Here is a 14580-nt window from a genome sequence, read left to right on the forward strand (position 1 = left end):
CATAATAGAAAACTAAGCACCTGATATATAAAAACTACTTAAGCCAACACCAGTCACGCCCGCCTGTTCCAGAAAGACTTCTGCCACGATATACGCACCGCTCATTTCACGGTCAGATGACATCTTCACCAGATCCATTCCGCGCCTCATTTGAGGCATATCTAACGACCTCGGCACAACCTAAGGGCCTTGTGCCACCAGCTCGCCGCCAAGACGTTCGGGCAGGATCACATCCTAAGTGACCGGTGCTGCCGTCAGACGAATCGGATCCGTTTGGGCAGCTCTTGGTTTCGCCAACACGCCCCCAACGCAATCCCCCCTCGCCCCCTAGTCCCTGCTCAGATCCCGAGCAGGCGTCCCGGGCCCTTGCACTGTTTCGGCGCCCCCGCCAACTGCGCCATATGCCAGGCAAGCACCTGATTGCTGCTCAGCACCGGCCTGCCTAGACGCGCCTCAAGATCATCTATGATATCAAGCGTGCGCAGGTTGGTGCAGGACAGGAACACCGCATCGGCGTCCCCGGCCACGGAAAGGGCCGCCGCGTGGATCGAGGCTGGATCGATCCGCGCCACCCGCGCCTCCACTTCTTCCCCGAACGACACGGTGCCGCTGACATCATACCCCCGCGCCACAAAAGCCTGTCGGACCGGGGCACTGACGCTTTCCACATAAGGCGACACCAGGGCCAGCGACCGGACGTCCAACGCCGCAAGCGCTGCCAGAGCCGCGGTCAGAGGATCGGTGACATGGGTCGAGGCAGCGCCCTGCCGTACCAGATCCGCGACCCGGTCCGCACCGATCAGGGTCGTCCCGGAGGTACAGCCATAGCCGATCACGTCGAAGTCTGCCGCAGGCGGCAACAGCGCGGCAGCCGCAGGCAGCGTCTCTTTCATGGTTGCGATGGTGTCCGGCGTCAGCTCATCGCCGCTGGGAATGCGGCTGACGTGATGGGCGACCTCGCCTCCCGGCAACAGGCGGCGCATGTCCTGCTCCAGCGTTTCATCCACTTGCAGCACGATATGGCCAAAGGTGGCGTGGCTGCCGATCCGCCCCGTCAGCTCATAGGGGAAATTCTGCATGATCTACTCCAGAACCGGCAGCTCTGCCGGGGCACGGGTGGACAAAAGCTCGGGGCCGCTGTCGCGCAGGACGATGTTTTCCTCATGCACCAGAATGCGGCCCGGGGCGATCTCGGCGCCCGGTTCCAGCGTCAGCACCATCCCGGCGCGCAGCACCGTCTGATCCTTGGGCGTAAACGAGGGCCATTCAGTCAGCGTCACCCCCAGTCCATGGCCAAGCCGCCCACCGCCGGGCGTGGCGCCATGGGCACGCAGCCCCTCGCAGAGAATCCGGTGCGCATCCGCGGCAGTCATGCCGGGGCGCAGCTTCTCCAGCGCCAGATCCGTGGCCGCATAAAGCGACGCATGCGCCTGAGCGGTCTCAGGCGCGACCGGACCGATGGCGTAATTGCGGTCGAAGTCGCAGAAATAGCCATCGCGCACCGCGCCGGTGTCCAGCATCAGCACATCGCCTACCGCCAACGGCTGCGGCGTCGCCGGAGAGATCACATCACCGTAGCCGCCCGGCCCGGCGCCGCCCGCCGTGTAGCTGACCCAATCGGCGCCCTCTTCCAGGAGAACCCGCTGGAAATCGCGAAACACAGCATCAAGCGGCCTGCCGGAGCCTGCGAACTCCGGCACCCGGGCGAATGTACGATCCGCCACCGCGCAGGCGGCGCGGATCTTGGCCACCTCGGCCTCGGACTTTATCTCACGCACCCGCTGCACTACATCCGTGGCATCCACCATGCGGCGCGGCGCCAGGCGCGTGGTCAGCGCCATGTAATCGCCAAGCGCCATGCGCAATTGCGTCTCCAGTCCCATCGGTGTGCCGATTGCCCCTGTTTCCGGCACCAGATCGCCAAGGGTCGCCGCCAGCAGGCTGACGCCATCATCCTTCGGATCCGGCGCATCCCAGCAGCGAATGTCGGAAATCCAGCTTTGCCGCATCAGATCCGCGCCAATCGCGGGGATCACCGCAACCGGGTCACCTTTGGCCGGGACCACCACGAACCAGGGGCGCGCCGGGCTTTCCCAGAACCGCGTCAGGAACCCCGTGACATAGAAGATATCCGCCGCCGTGGTCAGCAGCAGCGCTTCCATGCCCGCTGCCGCCATACCCGCCTGCAGGGCATCGCGCCGCCGCAGGAACTCACCCCGGTCAAAGCCGCGGGCGGGATCAGCCATCTTCCGGACCTTCGCTGAGGATGGCCAGCACCCGCGCATCGGGTCCCAGATCCTTCACACGCCCCGCCAGAAGCGCTGCCAGACCGGCGCCGCCCGATGGCGTCGTTGCATAGCCATATTCGGCAAGGGTCCGGACCCCTGCGGCAGCTTCTTCCTCGGATATGGTTGCAAAGACATCGGCATCGCGCGCCAGCCCGTTCAGCGCCACCATCGACGGGGTCTTGCAATCGAGCCGCCCCATGGAGGACACCGGCCCCTGCGTGTCCTGCAATTCGCCGCTGCGGATACTCTCGATCAGCGCGGGCGCCGCGTCCGGTTCGACCACGATGATCTGTGGCGCATTCCCCCAGACCTGCCGCGCATAGGCGGCCACCGCAGCCGCCAGCCCGCCGACACCGGCCTGCAGGAAGATATGCGTCGGCACCCCGTCGATCTGGGCGACAGCCTCGGCGGCCAATTGCAGATAGCCCTCCATCACCGCGATAGCCGGGGCGCTGTAGCCGGGCCATGAACTGTCGGAGAGCAGCGTCCAGCCGTTTTCTTCGGCATCCGCCGCAGCAGTGGCCATGCTGGCCTCGTAATTATCACCGGCGCGTACCACCCGGGCGCCCTTGTCGCGCAGCCGCTGGGCAAAGGCCTCGGGCACCGCCCGCGACAGGTAGATCACCGCCTCGGCCCCGAAAAGCCGCGCCCCAGCCGCAACCGACAGCCCGTGATTGCCGGCGCTTGCCGTGGCATAGGTTTGTCCGTGCAGGGCCGTTTCCCAGACCTGAGAGGCGCCGATCTTGTCCTTCAATGCATCACCCGCTGCGCTGGCAATGCAGTAGGCCGCGCCCAGCGCCTTGAAACTGCCCAGCCCCATGCGGGCGCGCTCGTCCTTGATCCAGATCCTGGCCACCCCGGCCTTTTTCGCCAGCTCATCCGCCTCAATCAGCGGTGTGATCGCATGACGCGGACATACTGTCAGCAGCTTGGCCACCGCATCGGCGGCAACGCTGGGATAAAGCTGAGGCTCAGTTCCCGCAACCGGCAACGCGCCGCCCCGCCACATGTTATCGAGTGTCTTGCTCAACGCCCCATCCATGGATCGACCTCCTCTTCTTTTTGTTGTTCGATTTTTGCCCAACCTAATCTGCACCGCCATCGGTTTCTCGGAAATTTCGCCGCCCTGCAGGCCGATTTTCTGATGACTTTTCACATTTGATGCAGAATACCGGACAATGGCAGCACTCCGGCTGTGCAAGTCACGGAAAAACGGACAAACTTGCAGCCCTAAGGAGGCGTGACATGGACAGATTCGACCAGCTCATCCTTGCCGCGATCCAGGACAACAACCGGCTGACAGCCGAGGCCCTGTCGCATATCGCCGGGCTTTCCCCCGATGCCTGCCGCAAGCGGCTGACCCGGCTGCGCGCGCAGGGCTATGTCGATGCCGATATCGCGATGCTCAATCCTGAAAAACTGGGCCGTGGGCTGATGCTGATCGTCGAGGTCACCCTGCACAGCGAGCGCGCCGAGGATATCGATCGCTTCCGCCGCCGCATGGTCGAGGCGCCCGAGGTCATGCAGTGCTATTATGTGACCGGCAATGCCGATTTTATCGTCATCCTGACCGCCCGCGACATGCCCGATTTCGAAGCCTTCACCCGGCGGCATTTCTTTGACGAAGAAAATATCACCCGGTTCCGTACCTCCGTGGTGATGAACCGGGTGAAAACAGGCTTCTCGCTGCCGATCCTGCCGGACGCGGATACAGAAGGCGACGGCACCTAGCCCTCGTGGCCGCCGATCTGCCGCTCCATCAGCCGCTGATAAAGGCGCGGCGCCAGGCTGTTCACCCACCAGGCCAGCCGCGCCACCCGTCCCACCGGGATCATCGGCTGCCGTCGGCCAAGCCCGCGCAGGATCTCCTCGGCGGCAGCCTCGGGCGTCATGTAATCCATCCCATCTGCGGCCGATCCCGGCCGCGCGATGCCGTCGATCTGACGCTGGTCGTTGCCGATATTGGTGGCCACGAAAGACGGCGCCGCGATCAGCACATCGACACCATAGGGCCGCTCTTCCGAGCGCAGGGATTTGAAGAACCCCTCCAGCGCGTGTTTGGACGCCGCATAAGAGGTACGATGATAAAGCGGCGCAAACCCCGCCACAGAAGACACCGCGATATGCGTCCCCGATGCCCGCCGGACCGCCGCCAGAAAATGGCCCGCCATGGCGACGGCGGCAAAATAGTTGATGTCGAACACCCTCCGGTGACTGGCCTCGTCGATGGTATCAAAGCCCCCGATCTGGGTGATACCGGCGTTGTAGATGACCAAATCAATCACCGGATACTGCTGCTCGATTTGCTCGGCCTTGCTGCGCAACTGGGTCGCATCAGTCAGATCGCAGCGGATCGGGATCTGGGTCTCGCTACTGTCCAGCCCCGAGATATCCAGATCCAGCAGGATCACCCGCCAGCCCCGCGCCTGCAGCGCCGTGGACAAGGCCCGGCCAAGCCCACCGGCGCCGCCGGAAATGACTGCTGTTTTTTTCTTCGTCATAGGCCTGCCTGCTGCCTCCACACATCAAAAACCTCGGCGCTGGTCAGCTCGGGCGTATAGCCGAAGTCCCGTTTCAGGGCACTGTTGTCCAGCACCGGCCGGTATTGCAGGAACCGCACCTGTTCCGGCCCGTATTGGCTGAGGCCAAGGGGTTTCGCGAGCGCCAGAGCCGCCTTCAGCACCCAGGCCGGCAGGCGCAGAACCGGTTTACCCAGCGCCTGCGCCAGATCGGTGACGCCCATGGCCCCATCCCCGGCGACGTTGAAGACTCCCTCTGGCCCATCGGTTGCCGCGCGGGCCAGAATGCGGGCCAGATCGCGGGTCCAGATAAAGACAAAGGGGCTTTCGCTGCCCGTCACCGCCAGCAGGCGCGGACGGCGGAACAGGGCGGTGATCTGGTTTTCCGTGCCCGCCCCCAGCACCGTGCCGACGCGCAGGATCACCTGCTGCAGCTGCGGCGCCGAACGGCGGTATTCGGCCAGCATTTCCTCGACCTGACGCTTGTGGTCGGAATAGGCGAATTCCGGATTGCCGCGCAGGCTGTCGTTCTCGCGCAGCGGCTGCGGGTTGTCCGCGTGATAGCCATAGGCCGCACCAGAGGAGGTCACGACGATACGTTCCACCCCATGCGCCACGGCGGCCTCCAACACCTTGCGCGTGCCCGCGACATCGACGGCATAAGCGAAATCGCGGCTGCTGCCCTTGGGCGGGGTCACGATGGAGGCCAAATGCAAAATCACGTCGGGCTTATATTCGCCGATGACCCGGGCGGGATCATCGGTTGTGACATCCATGCGGCAGAACTCTCCGCCCTTGGGCAGATCCGCAGGCGGCGCCAGATCCGAGGCGATCACCCGGCAGGCGGGCAGCTCCCACAGCAGGGCACGGCCCACCATGCCAGCAGCGCCGGTGATCAGAACGGTTTTGGTCTTTGCATCCTCGGTCATCGCGTCGCCTCCGTCCGGGACATCAGAGCGGCCAGTGCCAACCCCGATATGGCATGCCAGATCCCCCAGAAGGCTGCCGCGACGGCCATGCCGCCCAAGCCCCCGAAGAAGGCAAAGATCAGCACCAGACCGAGACCCGAGTTCTGGATGCCAGTCTCTATCGTCACCGCACGCCGGTCATAAGGCGACAGCCGCGCCAGCGTCGCGGTGATCCAGCCCCCGCCAAGCGCCACCGTATTGTGCAGGATCACCAGCCCGGCGACCGCGCCTGCGAATTGCAGGAAGAAGCCCCAGTTGGCCGCCAGCGCGAGCACGATAAAAGCAACGAAGATCCCCATCGACAGCCATTGCAGGGGCCGCCGGATGCGTGCCGTCAGATCGGGCGCCCGCATATTGAGCTGCACCCCCAACACGAGGGGCAGGATCAGCATCAGACCGACGGTGATGGCGATCTGCACCGGGTCGATCTCGGTCTGCTGCAGGATCGCCCGCGTCGGTGGGTAAAGCCCACCCCAGAGTCCAATATTGATCGGTGTCAGCAGGATCGCCCCCACGGTGGCAAACCCCGTCATCGACACAGACAGGGCGGAATTGCCGCCCGCGCGATGGGTGATGAAGTTGGAGATATTACCGCCCGGGCAGGCCGCCACCAGAATGAGCCCCAGCGCAATCGAGGGACGCGGCGCGGTCAGCCAGACCAGCGCAAAGGTCAGCACCGGCAGCACGATGAACTGCGACAGCAGCCCGACGATCAGCGGTTTGGGCGCCCGTCGCAGCTGGTGAAAATCAGAAGGCTTCAGATCGATCGCGATGGAGAACATAACCACCGCGAGGATCCCATTCAGAAGCGTCAGAGAGGCGGGGCTGAAATTCAGCGTGATCTCATCAATCCCGCTCATGCGCCCGCCCCGGAGAGCCGCTTGATCCAGCCCGTGACCGCCTTGCGATAGGTCGCCTTGTCCACGTAGTAGGCCATCCGCGCCAGTTTCAGATAGGCCATACCGCCGGTTGCGCGTTCAAATCCCGCGGCCTTTTCCGCCTTCAGGGCCTTGGCCCCGGCATTGCCGGTCTCAAGCCCCTTGATATAGCGCGCGACCATCTCGGCCTGCTCGTGCCGTCCCTGCCAGCCAAGGCCGCTGGCCTCGACCATGCCGAGAACGAACAGATCGTCGCGCGCAGGGTGCATCGCGTTGAGATACAGATGCGGTGCATCGCCCTGCCAGTTCAGCAACTCCTTATCGATAAAGGGATAGTGCAGCTTGTAGCCCGTCGCAGCGAGGATCATGTCATACTCGCTGCTGCTGCCATCGGTGAAATGCACCGTCTTGCCGTCTATCCGGTCAATATCGGGGCGGATCTTTAGATCGCCGTGGCCCGCGTGATAGAGCACCAGCGAATTCACCACAGGATGGCTTTCGTAAAGTTGGTAATCGGGTTTCGGGAAGCCATACTTTTGCGGATCGCCCACAAACCATTTCAGGATCAGACCATCGATGCGCCGCTTCAGCCACATCGGCAGCTGGATCAGCCCGCCCATGGTGTCTGCCGGTTTGCCAAAGACGTATTTGGGTACGAAGTAGCAGCCGCGCCGCATCGACAGATCGCAGCTGTTGCCATGGTGGATCGCATCCACCGCGATGTCGCAGCCCGAATTGCCCGCGCCTACCACCAGCACGCGCTTACCGCCGAACTGCTCGGCCTTGCGGTATTGGCTGGAATGGATCAGCTCGCCCGTGAAGTCGCCTGGGAATGTCGGCATGTTCGGCTCTGACAGGGTGCCATTGGCGATCAGCACACCGGCAAATTCGGCGCTGTGCTCGCCCTCCGGATCGCGCCAGGTGACGCGCCAACCCTCGCCCGGACCGCCCAATGGTTCGGTCTTCAGGACCTCGGCGTTGAAGTGATACCGCTCCCGCAGGCCGAAATGATCCGCGAAATCGTGGAAATAGTTTTTCAGCTCCCGATGCGAGGGGTATTCGGCCACCTCGTCCTTCATCGGGAAATCCGCAAATTCCGTCATCCGCTTGGATGAGATCAAATGGGCGCTTTCGTACATCGTGGAGTTCGGCCCCTCGATGTCCCACAAACCGCCCACATCCGAATGCAATTCAAACCCCTGAAAGGGAATGCCCTGTTCGACCAACACCTTGGCCATGGCCAGCCCCATTGGCCCGGCGCCGATGAGGGCATACTGCCCGCGCGTTTCCGTCATAATTCCTCCCTGTCCTCCGAGATTAGATTGAACAAACGTTCAAAATAAGGCAAGATATTTTCACCAACGGGAGTTTTTCGTGGAAAAACAACGCAAACGCGCCCCTTCGGCGCGGTCACTGCAGACCAAGGCGCGGATCCTGGACGCCGCCGAAGCGCTCTTTGCCGAGCGCGGATTCGAAGGTGCCTCGCTACGCGATATCGCAGCGCTGGCCGGGGTACAGGTCGGGCTGGTGCACCATCACGGTGGCGGCAAGGAAGAGCTGTTTCACCAGACCGTCACCCGCCGTGCCGATGAACTGGCCGACGTGCGTCTGGCAGGGCTGGAGCGCCTCAGGGCCGAGGGTGCCCTGTCGCTGCGGGGGCTCCTGGATGTCTTCATGCGGGCCTATGTGACGCTGGCACGCACCGGCGGCCCCCATTGGCAGCACTATGGCCGCCTGGTGGCGCATGTGTCCGCCGATCCGCGCTGGCGGCCGCTGGCGGCGCAGTGTTTCGACCCCACGGCCAACCGGTTTATCGAGGAGATTCTGGCGCTTTATCCGCAGGCTGAACGTCAGGCCGCCGCCACCGGTCAGGTTTATTCCGTGGCTGCGATGCTCGCCTTTCTCAACACCGGCTGGCGGATCGAGGCGCTGAGCCCCGGCGCCGCCGAAGCGCAGGTCGACCAGCTGATCGCCTTTTGCACCGCAGGAATGGAGGCGATCCTGACAGCGGACCCCATCCAACCGTAAGACGGATAGGCAGAGCTAGAGCGACCGCCCCAGGCTGATGGTCGGGCTCAACTGCACGCAAACGGGCGGCGTTGGCTGATCCGCCTCCCGCGTCTCAAGCACGATGCGCGCGGCGCGTTCGCCGATCTCGCGGCGGCAGGCATCAGTGGTGGCCAGTTCCTGCGGAAGTCCTTGCAGGATCTGCAGGTTATTGAACCCCGCCAGCGCCACGTCGCCGGGCACCGAAAGCCCCTCGGCCTGGCAATGCATAAGACCGCCGACGCTCATCACGTCGCTGGAATAATAGATGCACTCCAGTTCCGGCGTGCGCTCCAGCATCTGCGCGGTCAGCTGACGCCCGGTCTGGATCGAGCTTTCTCCGGCATAATGTTCCCGGTCCATCAGCGTGACACCCTGCTCTGCCAATCCTTCGACAAAGCCGTCAAAACGTTTACGGGCGCGGAAATCCTGCGGCATCTTGGTGCCGATAAAGCCGATCTGCCGATAACCCTGCGACAGGATCTGCGCCGCCATGTCGCGTCCCGCCTGCAGATGGGAAATGCCGACGCAGTGGCGCACCGGGGTGCCATCCACATCCATCACCTCCACCACCGGGCAATCCGCCTGCTCGAGCATGCGCCGGGTGGCCTCAGTGTGCTCCAGCCCCGCCACGATCAATCCCGAGGGACGCCAGCTCAGCATTTCGCGAATCACGGCCTCTTCTTCATCGAGTTCATAACCCGATACGCCAACCACCGGTTTCAGCTGCGTTTCCTTCAGCACGTGGGAAATCCCCGACAGCACCTCTGGAAAGACAAAACTGTTCAGCGACGGCACCACCACCGCAACCAGATTGACCGATTGCGAGGACAGCGATCCGGCGATGCGATTGGGCACATAGCCATGGGCACGGGCGATTTCCTCGACCCGCGCGCGGGTTGCCTTGGACACATCCGTGGTCCCGCGCAACGCGCGGGAGGCGGTCATTTCACTGACCCCGGCCAGACGGGCGACGTCCTTGAGCAGCAGCTTCTTTGTCATGCGCGCATGGTCCAGCACTTCGCGCCCAGCCGCAAGAGGCAGCGGGCCGGGATTGGCCGATGATTTCAGGCAGGGTTGATTTACTTGATCGTTATCGATAACGAATACACAAATGTTAGCGCCACCGCTATCGATACCGCAACCAAGGGGCGATTCTGAACACGCCCACTGCACGGAGACAGATGCCATGACCCTCAAGATCGCAATCAACGGATTTGGCCGCATCGGCCGTGGCGTCCTGCGCGCCCTGCTGGAACGCGGCGACACCGACATCGACGTGGTGGCGATCAACGATCTGGCCCCCGCCGAAACCCTGCTACATCTGCTGAAATACGATTCCGTGCATGGTCGCCTGCGCGCACCTGTCTCTCTCGCGGACGGAGTCCTGCGGGTGGGTCGCCACACCATCCGGCTCAGCGCCGAGCGCAATCCGGCGGATCTGCCTTGGGAAGGCGTCGACATCGCCTATGAATGCACCGGCCTGTTCACCAGCCGCGATGCGGCGGCGGCGCATTTGGGCAATGGTTCGAAGCGCGTCCTGATCTCCGCCCCCGGCAAGGAGGTCGACCGCACCGTGGTCTATGGCGTCAACCACATGGATCTGACCGCGGACGATCTGGTGGTCTCCAACGCCTCCTGCACCACCAACTGCCTGGCGCCGGTGGCGCAGGTGCTGGATCAGGCCTTTGGCATCAAGACTGGCTACATGACCACCATTCACGCCTATACCGGCGACCAGCCGACCCACGACAGCCCGCACAAGGACCCCTATCGCGCCCGCGCCGCGGCCCTGTCGATGATCCCGACCTCCACCGGCGCCGCCCGCGCCATCGCAGAGGTGCTGCCGCATCTAAAAGGACGGCTGGAAGGCTCCGCCATCCGGGTGCCGACGCCGAACGTCTCGGTTGTCGATCTCAGCTTTGTGCCCGAGCGCGCTGCCACGGTCGAAGAGGTCAATGACGCCCTGCGCGCAGCCTCGGAGAACGGGCTGGCGGGCATTCTGGCCTATGAAGAGGATCCGATGGTCTCGGTCGATTTCAACCACGACCCGCATTCGTCCTGCTTTGCCGCCGCGCAGACCGCTGTCACCAGCGAAGGGCTGGTGCGGGTGGTTAGTTGGTATGACAACGAATGGGGCTTTTCCAACCGCATGCTGGACACCGGCCGCCACATGGGCCGCCTGATGAAGCCAGAAGAGATGGCGCTCGCCAGCTGAGCGCACAAGACCAAGCAATCACTGAACCACGCGGCAGATCATGGCGGGTGGGATTGCACGGGGGCCGCACGCAGCGGCCCCTTTTTCGTGCTATATAGACCGCAGATCACCCGGCCTTGCGGGCCTCGTCGGCGGCGCCTGTGATCGTGGCCAGCGCCGCCTCCACGCTGACCGCGTCATGGATCAGCGGGTGGCTCAGCCCATGGGTGGCAAAGACGCGCCGGATATCCAGCCCCGCCCCTGTCAGCCACAGGGCGACGCCTTGCTTTTGAGCCTTATGCGCCAGACCTTCGATCATATTGGCGCCGGTTGAATCCAGAAACGGCACCGCCGAGAAATCCACGATCAGCGCCTTGTGGCTATCCTGGATGCGGTCCAGCACCGACCCGATCGAGGCGGTGGCACCAAAGAACAGTGCCCCGGTGATGCGGTAGACCACGACATCCGGGTTCGCCGCCTGCTCTTCGTGGTATTCGCCGCGCCCATCGGCGCTATCGGCCTCGTCCCGCCCGACCAGTGGCGTATGCCGCGACACCGCCGTTGCCCGGCTCATCCGCTGGATGAACAGCACCGATCCCAGGGCAAGACCGACAACGATGGCCTCGGTCAGATCGCGGAAAATGGTCAGGAAGAAGGTCGCGGCCAGAACCGTCGCCTCACCCCAGCCCGAGCGCAGCAGGATGGCGATCGCTGGCCGTTCGATCATGTTCCACGCCACCACGGCCAACACCCCGGCCAGCCCAGCCAGCGGAATGTAGGAGGCCAGCGGCGCCGCGATCAGCATGAACAGCAGCAGGAAGACCGCGTGCAACATCCCCGCGATGGGACCATGCGCCCCGGCGCGCACATTGGTCGCAGTGCGGGCAATGGTGCCGGTGACGCAAAAGCCGCCGAACAGGGAGGAACCTATATTTGCCGCCCCTTGCGCCACCAACTCGCAATTAGAGCGGTGACGGCGCCCGGTCATGCCATCGGCCACCACCGCCGACAGCAGCGATTCAATGGCCCCTAACAGGGTAAAGGACACCGCAGAGGGCAGCACCGCCAGAATGTGAGCTAGCGATAGATCCGGCAGGCGCGGCGCAGGCAACGAGGCGGGAATGCCGCCGAATTTGGTGCCGATGGTCTGCACCGGCAGTGCCAGAAATGCCGTGGCCGTCGCCGCCAGCGCCACTGCGATCAGCATGCCGGGCCAATGCGGGCGCCAGCGTTTGAAGCCAAGGATCACCGCAACGGTTACAATCGACAGGCCCAGCGCCGCCGGGGTGATGCTGCCCCTCACCTCCCAAAGCGCCGGGAGTTTTTCCAGCAGCTCTCCCGGTTCATGAGGCAAGGTCAGCCCGAACAGCTCTTTGATCTGGCTGGCAAAGATGATCACCGCGATCCCCGCCGTGAAGCCCACGGTGACCGGAAAGGGAATGAACTTGATAAAGGTGCCCAGCCGCAGGAACCCCACCGCCAGCAACATCAACCCCGACAGGAAGGTCGCCAGTATCAGCCCTTCGATCCCGTGCTGCGCCACCGTTGCGGCGACCAGAACGATAAAGGCGCCGGCCGGGCCGCCGATCTGGAACCGCGATCCTCCGAGCAGCGAGACCAGAAATCCGCCGACAATCGCCGTATAAAGCCCCTGCGCCGGGGTCGCCCCCGAGGCGATGGCGATGGCCATCGACAGGGGCAGCGCCACGATGGCGACCGTCAGCCCGGCAATGGCATCGCCGCGCAGCCGCGCCAGACCGTAGCCTTCGCGCAGCACGGTAATCAGTTTCGGGGTAAACAGCTCTGCAAAGCTTGGCGCTTCATGCGCACTGCTGGTCTGGTCTTTCATCTGGGCCGCACCTTTGGTTGGTGTGCGGCGGGATCGTCGGCATAACGTCGGCGGTCGCCGTCGCGGATTTGGATCTTAAGGGGTCTGGGGTGGAGATTTCAGGCGCACACCGCGCCCGCCAGCCGTGCTGGGCACGCCTTCGGCGATCAGCTCGATACCCGCCTGTTCCAGCGCAGTGACCACCTTGGTCAGGCTGTCGACCACGCCCCGGACGTTGCCTGCGCTGGCCTCCATGCGCTGGATCGTCGGCACCGAAAGCCCGGCGCGTTCCGCGAGGGTTTTCTGATCAATACCAAGAAGGGCACGCGCCGCGCGCATCTGGGGGCCGGTAATCATGAAGCATACCTGAAATTACACTATGGTGAATCCATATGGGTATAGTGATATATGAAATATCAAAATCAAAGTCTAGAGGTGTACCTTCACAACAATATGCGTCGCCCTGACTGGTACACGCAAAAAGGGCCACGCGATGCGCGGCCCTTGCCTCAATCCGCCCAACCGAGCGGAGATATCTGATCTGCCCGTCTAGATCCGGAACACCGGTTGCAGCAGACGCGGGATGAAGGAACGGAACCGCAGCGCCGCATCGGTGGCGGCCAGGCAGATACAGGCTGCGCCCTCTTCGGCCACCGGAGTATGCTCCAGATCGCTGCCGGCAATCTCTACATCGCCGACGCCAAAACGTCCGGTTTCATCGTGGAACGCGCCCTGCAGCACCAGCGTCAGCTCCAGCCCGTTGTGGCCATGGTCCGGCACCGCCTGCCCCGAGGGGATATATAGCAATCGCACGCTGCCGCCCTTGCCATGAGACAAGATCGACTGCCGCACCCCCATGCCGAGCGGTTTCCATTTCGGGGGCAGCCCGCCCAGCGCCTCCATCACCGGTCCGGGAAACACACCAGAGCGGTGATAGGCCGGGGGCGCGGGCTCAACAGGGTCATCCAGCGCATTCAGAAGCCGCGCCTTCAGATCCGCCGACAAGGCCATTCCGGCCTCGGTGCCGCAAGCATTTTCAAGCATGGCGCCGCCAACCGCCTCATGCGCACCCAGACGGGCGCGGCACTCGTCGCACATAGAGATATGCGCCGCCAGCACCAGCGAGAAAGCCTGTTCCAGGCTCCCCGAGGCATAGGCGATCAGCAGCTCATCAGGGATATGATGGGTGATGCTGCTCATGAGGTTTCAGTTCCCTTCAATTCGTGCCGCAACCGTTCCAGTCCAAGCCGGATGCGGGATTTTATCGTGCCAAGCGGCAGACCCGTTTCAGCGCGGATGTCCGAATGGCTCAGCTCCCCGAGGTAAGCCTTTTCCACCATCTCGCGTTGTGCGGGCTTCAGCCGCTTCAAGGCCTCCCTCAGGCGCGACGTCTCTTGCTCCAGGGCAACGATCTGCGCCGCGTCTTCCTGCACCTCTTCGGGTTGCTTCAGCTCTTCGGGTACGGGGCGGCGTTCCTTTCGGATCACATCGATCTGACGATTTCGCGCGATTTGGTAAATCCAGGACGACACCTGCGCCCGCTGCGGGTCGAACAGGTGTGCCTTGCGCCAGACCGTCAGCATCACGTCCTGCACGATATCCTCGGCCTGACCCTGTGAAATGCCCGAGCGGCAGATCACCCCTTTGAGCCGCGGCGCAAAGTGGTCGAACAGCAAGCCAAAGGCGGCCCGGTCCCGCTGGTCCCGCACCGCAAGCATCCAGAGGGTCTGCTCAGAAAAGCTGTTGGTATCCACTTGTTTCCTTTCCCGCGCATCGGCGGTCACCTCACCTACCGTAACCGGTGGCGCGGGCGCATCAAGAGCGGGATCTGCATCAAGTTCCAACATGCCAGTGTT

General features: G+C 63.5%; 16 protein-coding genes. 3 read left to right on the forward strand and 13 right to left on the reverse strand.

The annotated features are described in order from the left end of the window. Positions 1 to 12: 12 nt before the first annotated feature. The 4 genes from AC5SSZ_RS18260 to AC5SSZ_RS18275 form a co-directional block, all read right to left on the reverse strand. Positions 13 to 138 (reverse strand): hypothetical protein, encoded by a 126-nt coding sequence (locus AC5SSZ_RS18260; protein ID WP_495439260.1) that lies wholly within the window; start codon positions 136 to 138, stop codon positions 13 to 15. 200 nt (positions 139 to 338) lie between these two features. Then, positions 339 to 1079: a maleate cis-trans isomerase family protein gene (locus tag AC5SSZ_RS18265; RefSeq protein ID WP_495439262.1), complete on the reverse strand. Its 741-nt coding sequence runs from the start codon at positions 1077 to 1079 to the stop codon at positions 339 to 341. A 3-nt stretch (positions 1080 to 1082) separates the two neighbouring features. Then, positions 1083 to 2246, reverse strand: coding sequence for a M24 family metallopeptidase (locus tag AC5SSZ_RS18270; RefSeq protein WP_495439264.1), 1164 nt, complete (start codon positions 2244 to 2246; stop codon positions 1083 to 1085). After that, positions 2239 to 3330 carry a pyridoxal-phosphate dependent enzyme gene (locus AC5SSZ_RS18275; RefSeq protein ID WP_495439266.1) on the reverse strand — a complete coding sequence of 364 codons (1092 nt, stop codon included), beginning with the start codon at positions 3328 to 3330 and terminating at the stop codon, positions 2239 to 2241. The genes AC5SSZ_RS18270 and AC5SSZ_RS18275 overlap by 8 nt, the downstream gene beginning before the upstream one ends. 203 nt (positions 3331 to 3533) lie before the next feature. On the opposite strand from AC5SSZ_RS18275, the gene AC5SSZ_RS18280 reads away from it, so the two are divergent. Then, positions 3534 to 4019, forward strand: coding sequence for an Lrp/AsnC family transcriptional regulator (locus AC5SSZ_RS18280; protein ID WP_274866990.1), 486 nt, complete (start codon positions 3534 to 3536; stop codon positions 4017 to 4019). Here the strand turns inward: AC5SSZ_RS18280 and AC5SSZ_RS18285 are convergent. Genes AC5SSZ_RS18285 through AC5SSZ_RS18300 form a run of 4 tightly spaced genes read right to left on the reverse strand, consistent with a single transcriptional unit; the run spans position 4016 to position 7948 of the window. Next, positions 4016 to 4789, reverse strand: coding sequence for an SDR family NAD(P)-dependent oxidoreductase (locus AC5SSZ_RS18285; RefSeq protein ID WP_274834557.1), 774 nt, complete (start codon positions 4787 to 4789; stop codon positions 4016 to 4018). The genes AC5SSZ_RS18280 and AC5SSZ_RS18285 overlap by 4 nt on opposite strands. Continuing rightward, complete coding sequence (locus AC5SSZ_RS18290; RefSeq protein WP_495439269.1) at positions 4786 to 5736, reverse strand: SDR family oxidoreductase; 951 nt, start codon at positions 5734 to 5736, stop codon at positions 4786 to 4788. Before AC5SSZ_RS18290 ends, AC5SSZ_RS18285 begins: the two co-directional genes overlap by 4 nt. After that, entirely contained in the window at positions 5733 to 6635 is a 903-nt protein-coding gene (locus AC5SSZ_RS18295) for a bile acid:sodium symporter family protein (RefSeq protein WP_274837601.1), read from the reverse strand. The genes AC5SSZ_RS18290 and AC5SSZ_RS18295 overlap by 4 nt, the downstream gene beginning before the upstream one ends. After that, the gene (locus tag AC5SSZ_RS18300; protein WP_495439272.1) at positions 6632 to 7948 is read right to left on the reverse strand and encodes a flavin-containing monooxygenase; all 1317 of its coding nucleotides are present in this window, start codon (positions 7946 to 7948) and stop codon (positions 6632 to 6634) included. The genes AC5SSZ_RS18295 and AC5SSZ_RS18300 overlap by 4 nt, the downstream gene beginning before the upstream one ends. Before the next feature lie 79 nt (positions 7949 to 8027). Here AC5SSZ_RS18300 and AC5SSZ_RS18305 point away from each other — a divergent pair, with 79 nt between their 5' ends. After that, a complete protein-coding gene (locus tag AC5SSZ_RS18305) occupies positions 8028 to 8681 on the forward strand; it encodes a TetR/AcrR family transcriptional regulator (protein ID WP_274837599.1) in 654 nt (217 codons plus the stop codon). Positions 8682 to 8696: 15 nt separating this feature from the next. Here the strand turns inward: AC5SSZ_RS18305 and AC5SSZ_RS18310 are convergent, their stop codons facing one another. Next, entirely contained in the window at positions 8697 to 9701 is a 1005-nt protein-coding gene (locus AC5SSZ_RS18310) for a LacI family DNA-binding transcriptional regulator (protein ID WP_065272610.1), read from the reverse strand. A 187-nt stretch (positions 9702 to 9888) separates the two neighbouring features. On the opposite strand from AC5SSZ_RS18310, the gene gap reads away from it, so the two are divergent. Then, complete coding sequence (gene gap / locus AC5SSZ_RS18315; protein WP_274831363.1) at positions 9889 to 10917, forward strand: type I glyceraldehyde-3-phosphate dehydrogenase; 1029 nt, start codon at positions 9889 to 9891, stop codon at positions 10915 to 10917. 106 nt (positions 10918 to 11023) lie between these two features. Here gap and AC5SSZ_RS18320 read toward each other — a convergent pair whose 3' ends face one another. The 4 genes from AC5SSZ_RS18320 to AC5SSZ_RS18335 form a co-directional block, all read right to left on the reverse strand. Next, positions 11024 to 12745 carry a SulP family inorganic anion transporter gene (locus tag AC5SSZ_RS18320; RefSeq protein ID WP_495439275.1) on the reverse strand — a complete coding sequence of 574 codons (1722 nt, stop codon included), beginning with the start codon at positions 12743 to 12745 and terminating at the stop codon, positions 11024 to 11026. A 75-nt stretch (positions 12746 to 12820) separates the two neighbouring features. Continuing rightward, positions 12821 to 13081, reverse strand: a complete 261-nt coding sequence (locus AC5SSZ_RS18325) for a helix-turn-helix domain-containing protein (protein WP_274831365.1) — start codon at positions 13079 to 13081, stop codon at positions 12821 to 12823. Between the two features lie 192 nt (positions 13082 to 13273). Continuing rightward, positions 13274 to 13924: a ChrR family anti-sigma-E factor gene (locus AC5SSZ_RS18330; protein ID WP_495439278.1), complete on the reverse strand. Its 651-nt coding sequence runs from the start codon at positions 13922 to 13924 to the stop codon at positions 13274 to 13276. Further along, positions 13921 to 14571, reverse strand: a complete 651-nt coding sequence (locus AC5SSZ_RS18335) for a sigma-70 family RNA polymerase sigma factor (RefSeq protein WP_274827671.1) — start codon at positions 14569 to 14571, stop codon at positions 13921 to 13923. Before AC5SSZ_RS18335 ends, AC5SSZ_RS18330 begins: the two co-directional genes overlap by 4 nt. Between the last annotated feature and the right edge of the window lie 9 nt (positions 14572 to 14580).

Source organism: Phaeobacter sp. CC-HEC084 (assembly GCF_059429255.1).

Coding starts and splice junctions, on each gene's coding strand:
- AC5SSZ_RS18260 (WP_495439260.1), bottom strand. CDS start 138: ATGGATCTGGTGAAGATGTCATCTGACCGTGAAATGAGCGGTGCGTAT.
- AC5SSZ_RS18265 (WP_495439262.1), bottom strand. CDS start 1,079: ATGCAGAATTTCCCCTATGAGCTGACGGGGCGGATCGGCAGCCACGCC.
- AC5SSZ_RS18270 (WP_495439264.1), bottom strand. CDS start 2,246: ATGGCTGATCCCGCCCGCGGCTTTGACCGGGGTGAGTTCCTGCGGCGG.
- AC5SSZ_RS18275 (WP_495439266.1), bottom strand. CDS start 3,330: ATGGATGGGGCGTTGAGCAAGACACTCGATAACATGTGGCGGGGCGGC.
- AC5SSZ_RS18280 (WP_274866990.1), top strand. CDS start 3,534: ATGGACAGATTCGACCAGCTCATCCTTGCCGCGATCCAGGACAACAAC.
- AC5SSZ_RS18285 (WP_274834557.1), bottom strand. CDS start 4,789: ATGACGAAGAAAAAAACAGCAGTCATTTCCGGCGGCGCCGGTGGGCTT.
- AC5SSZ_RS18290 (WP_495439269.1), bottom strand. CDS start 5,736: ATGACCGAGGATGCAAAGACCAAAACCGTTCTGATCACCGGCGCTGCT.
- AC5SSZ_RS18295 (WP_274837601.1), bottom strand. CDS start 6,635: ATGAGCGGGATTGATGAGATCACGCTGAATTTCAGCCCCGCCTCTCTG.
- AC5SSZ_RS18300 (WP_495439272.1), bottom strand. CDS start 7,948: ATGACGGAAACGCGCGGGCAGTATGCCCTCATCGGCGCCGGGCCAATG.
- AC5SSZ_RS18310 (WP_065272610.1), bottom strand. CDS start 9,701: ATGACAAAGAAGCTGCTGCTCAAGGACGTCGCCCGTCTGGCCGGGGTC.
- gap (WP_274831363.1), top strand. CDS start 9,889: ATGACCCTCAAGATCGCAATCAACGGATTTGGCCGCATCGGCCGTGGC.
- AC5SSZ_RS18320 (WP_495439275.1), bottom strand. CDS start 12,745: ATGAAAGACCAGACCAGCAGTGCGCATGAAGCGCCAAGCTTTGCAGAG.
- AC5SSZ_RS18325 (WP_274831365.1), bottom strand. CDS start 13,081: ATGATTACCGGCCCCCAGATGCGCGCGGCGCGTGCCCTTCTTGGTATT.
- AC5SSZ_RS18330 (WP_495439278.1), bottom strand. CDS start 13,924: ATGAGCAGCATCACCCATCATATCCCTGATGAGCTGCTGATCGCCTAT.
- AC5SSZ_RS18335 (WP_274827671.1), bottom strand. CDS start 14,571: ATGTTGGAACTTGATGCAGATCCCGCTCTTGATGCGCCCGCGCCACCG.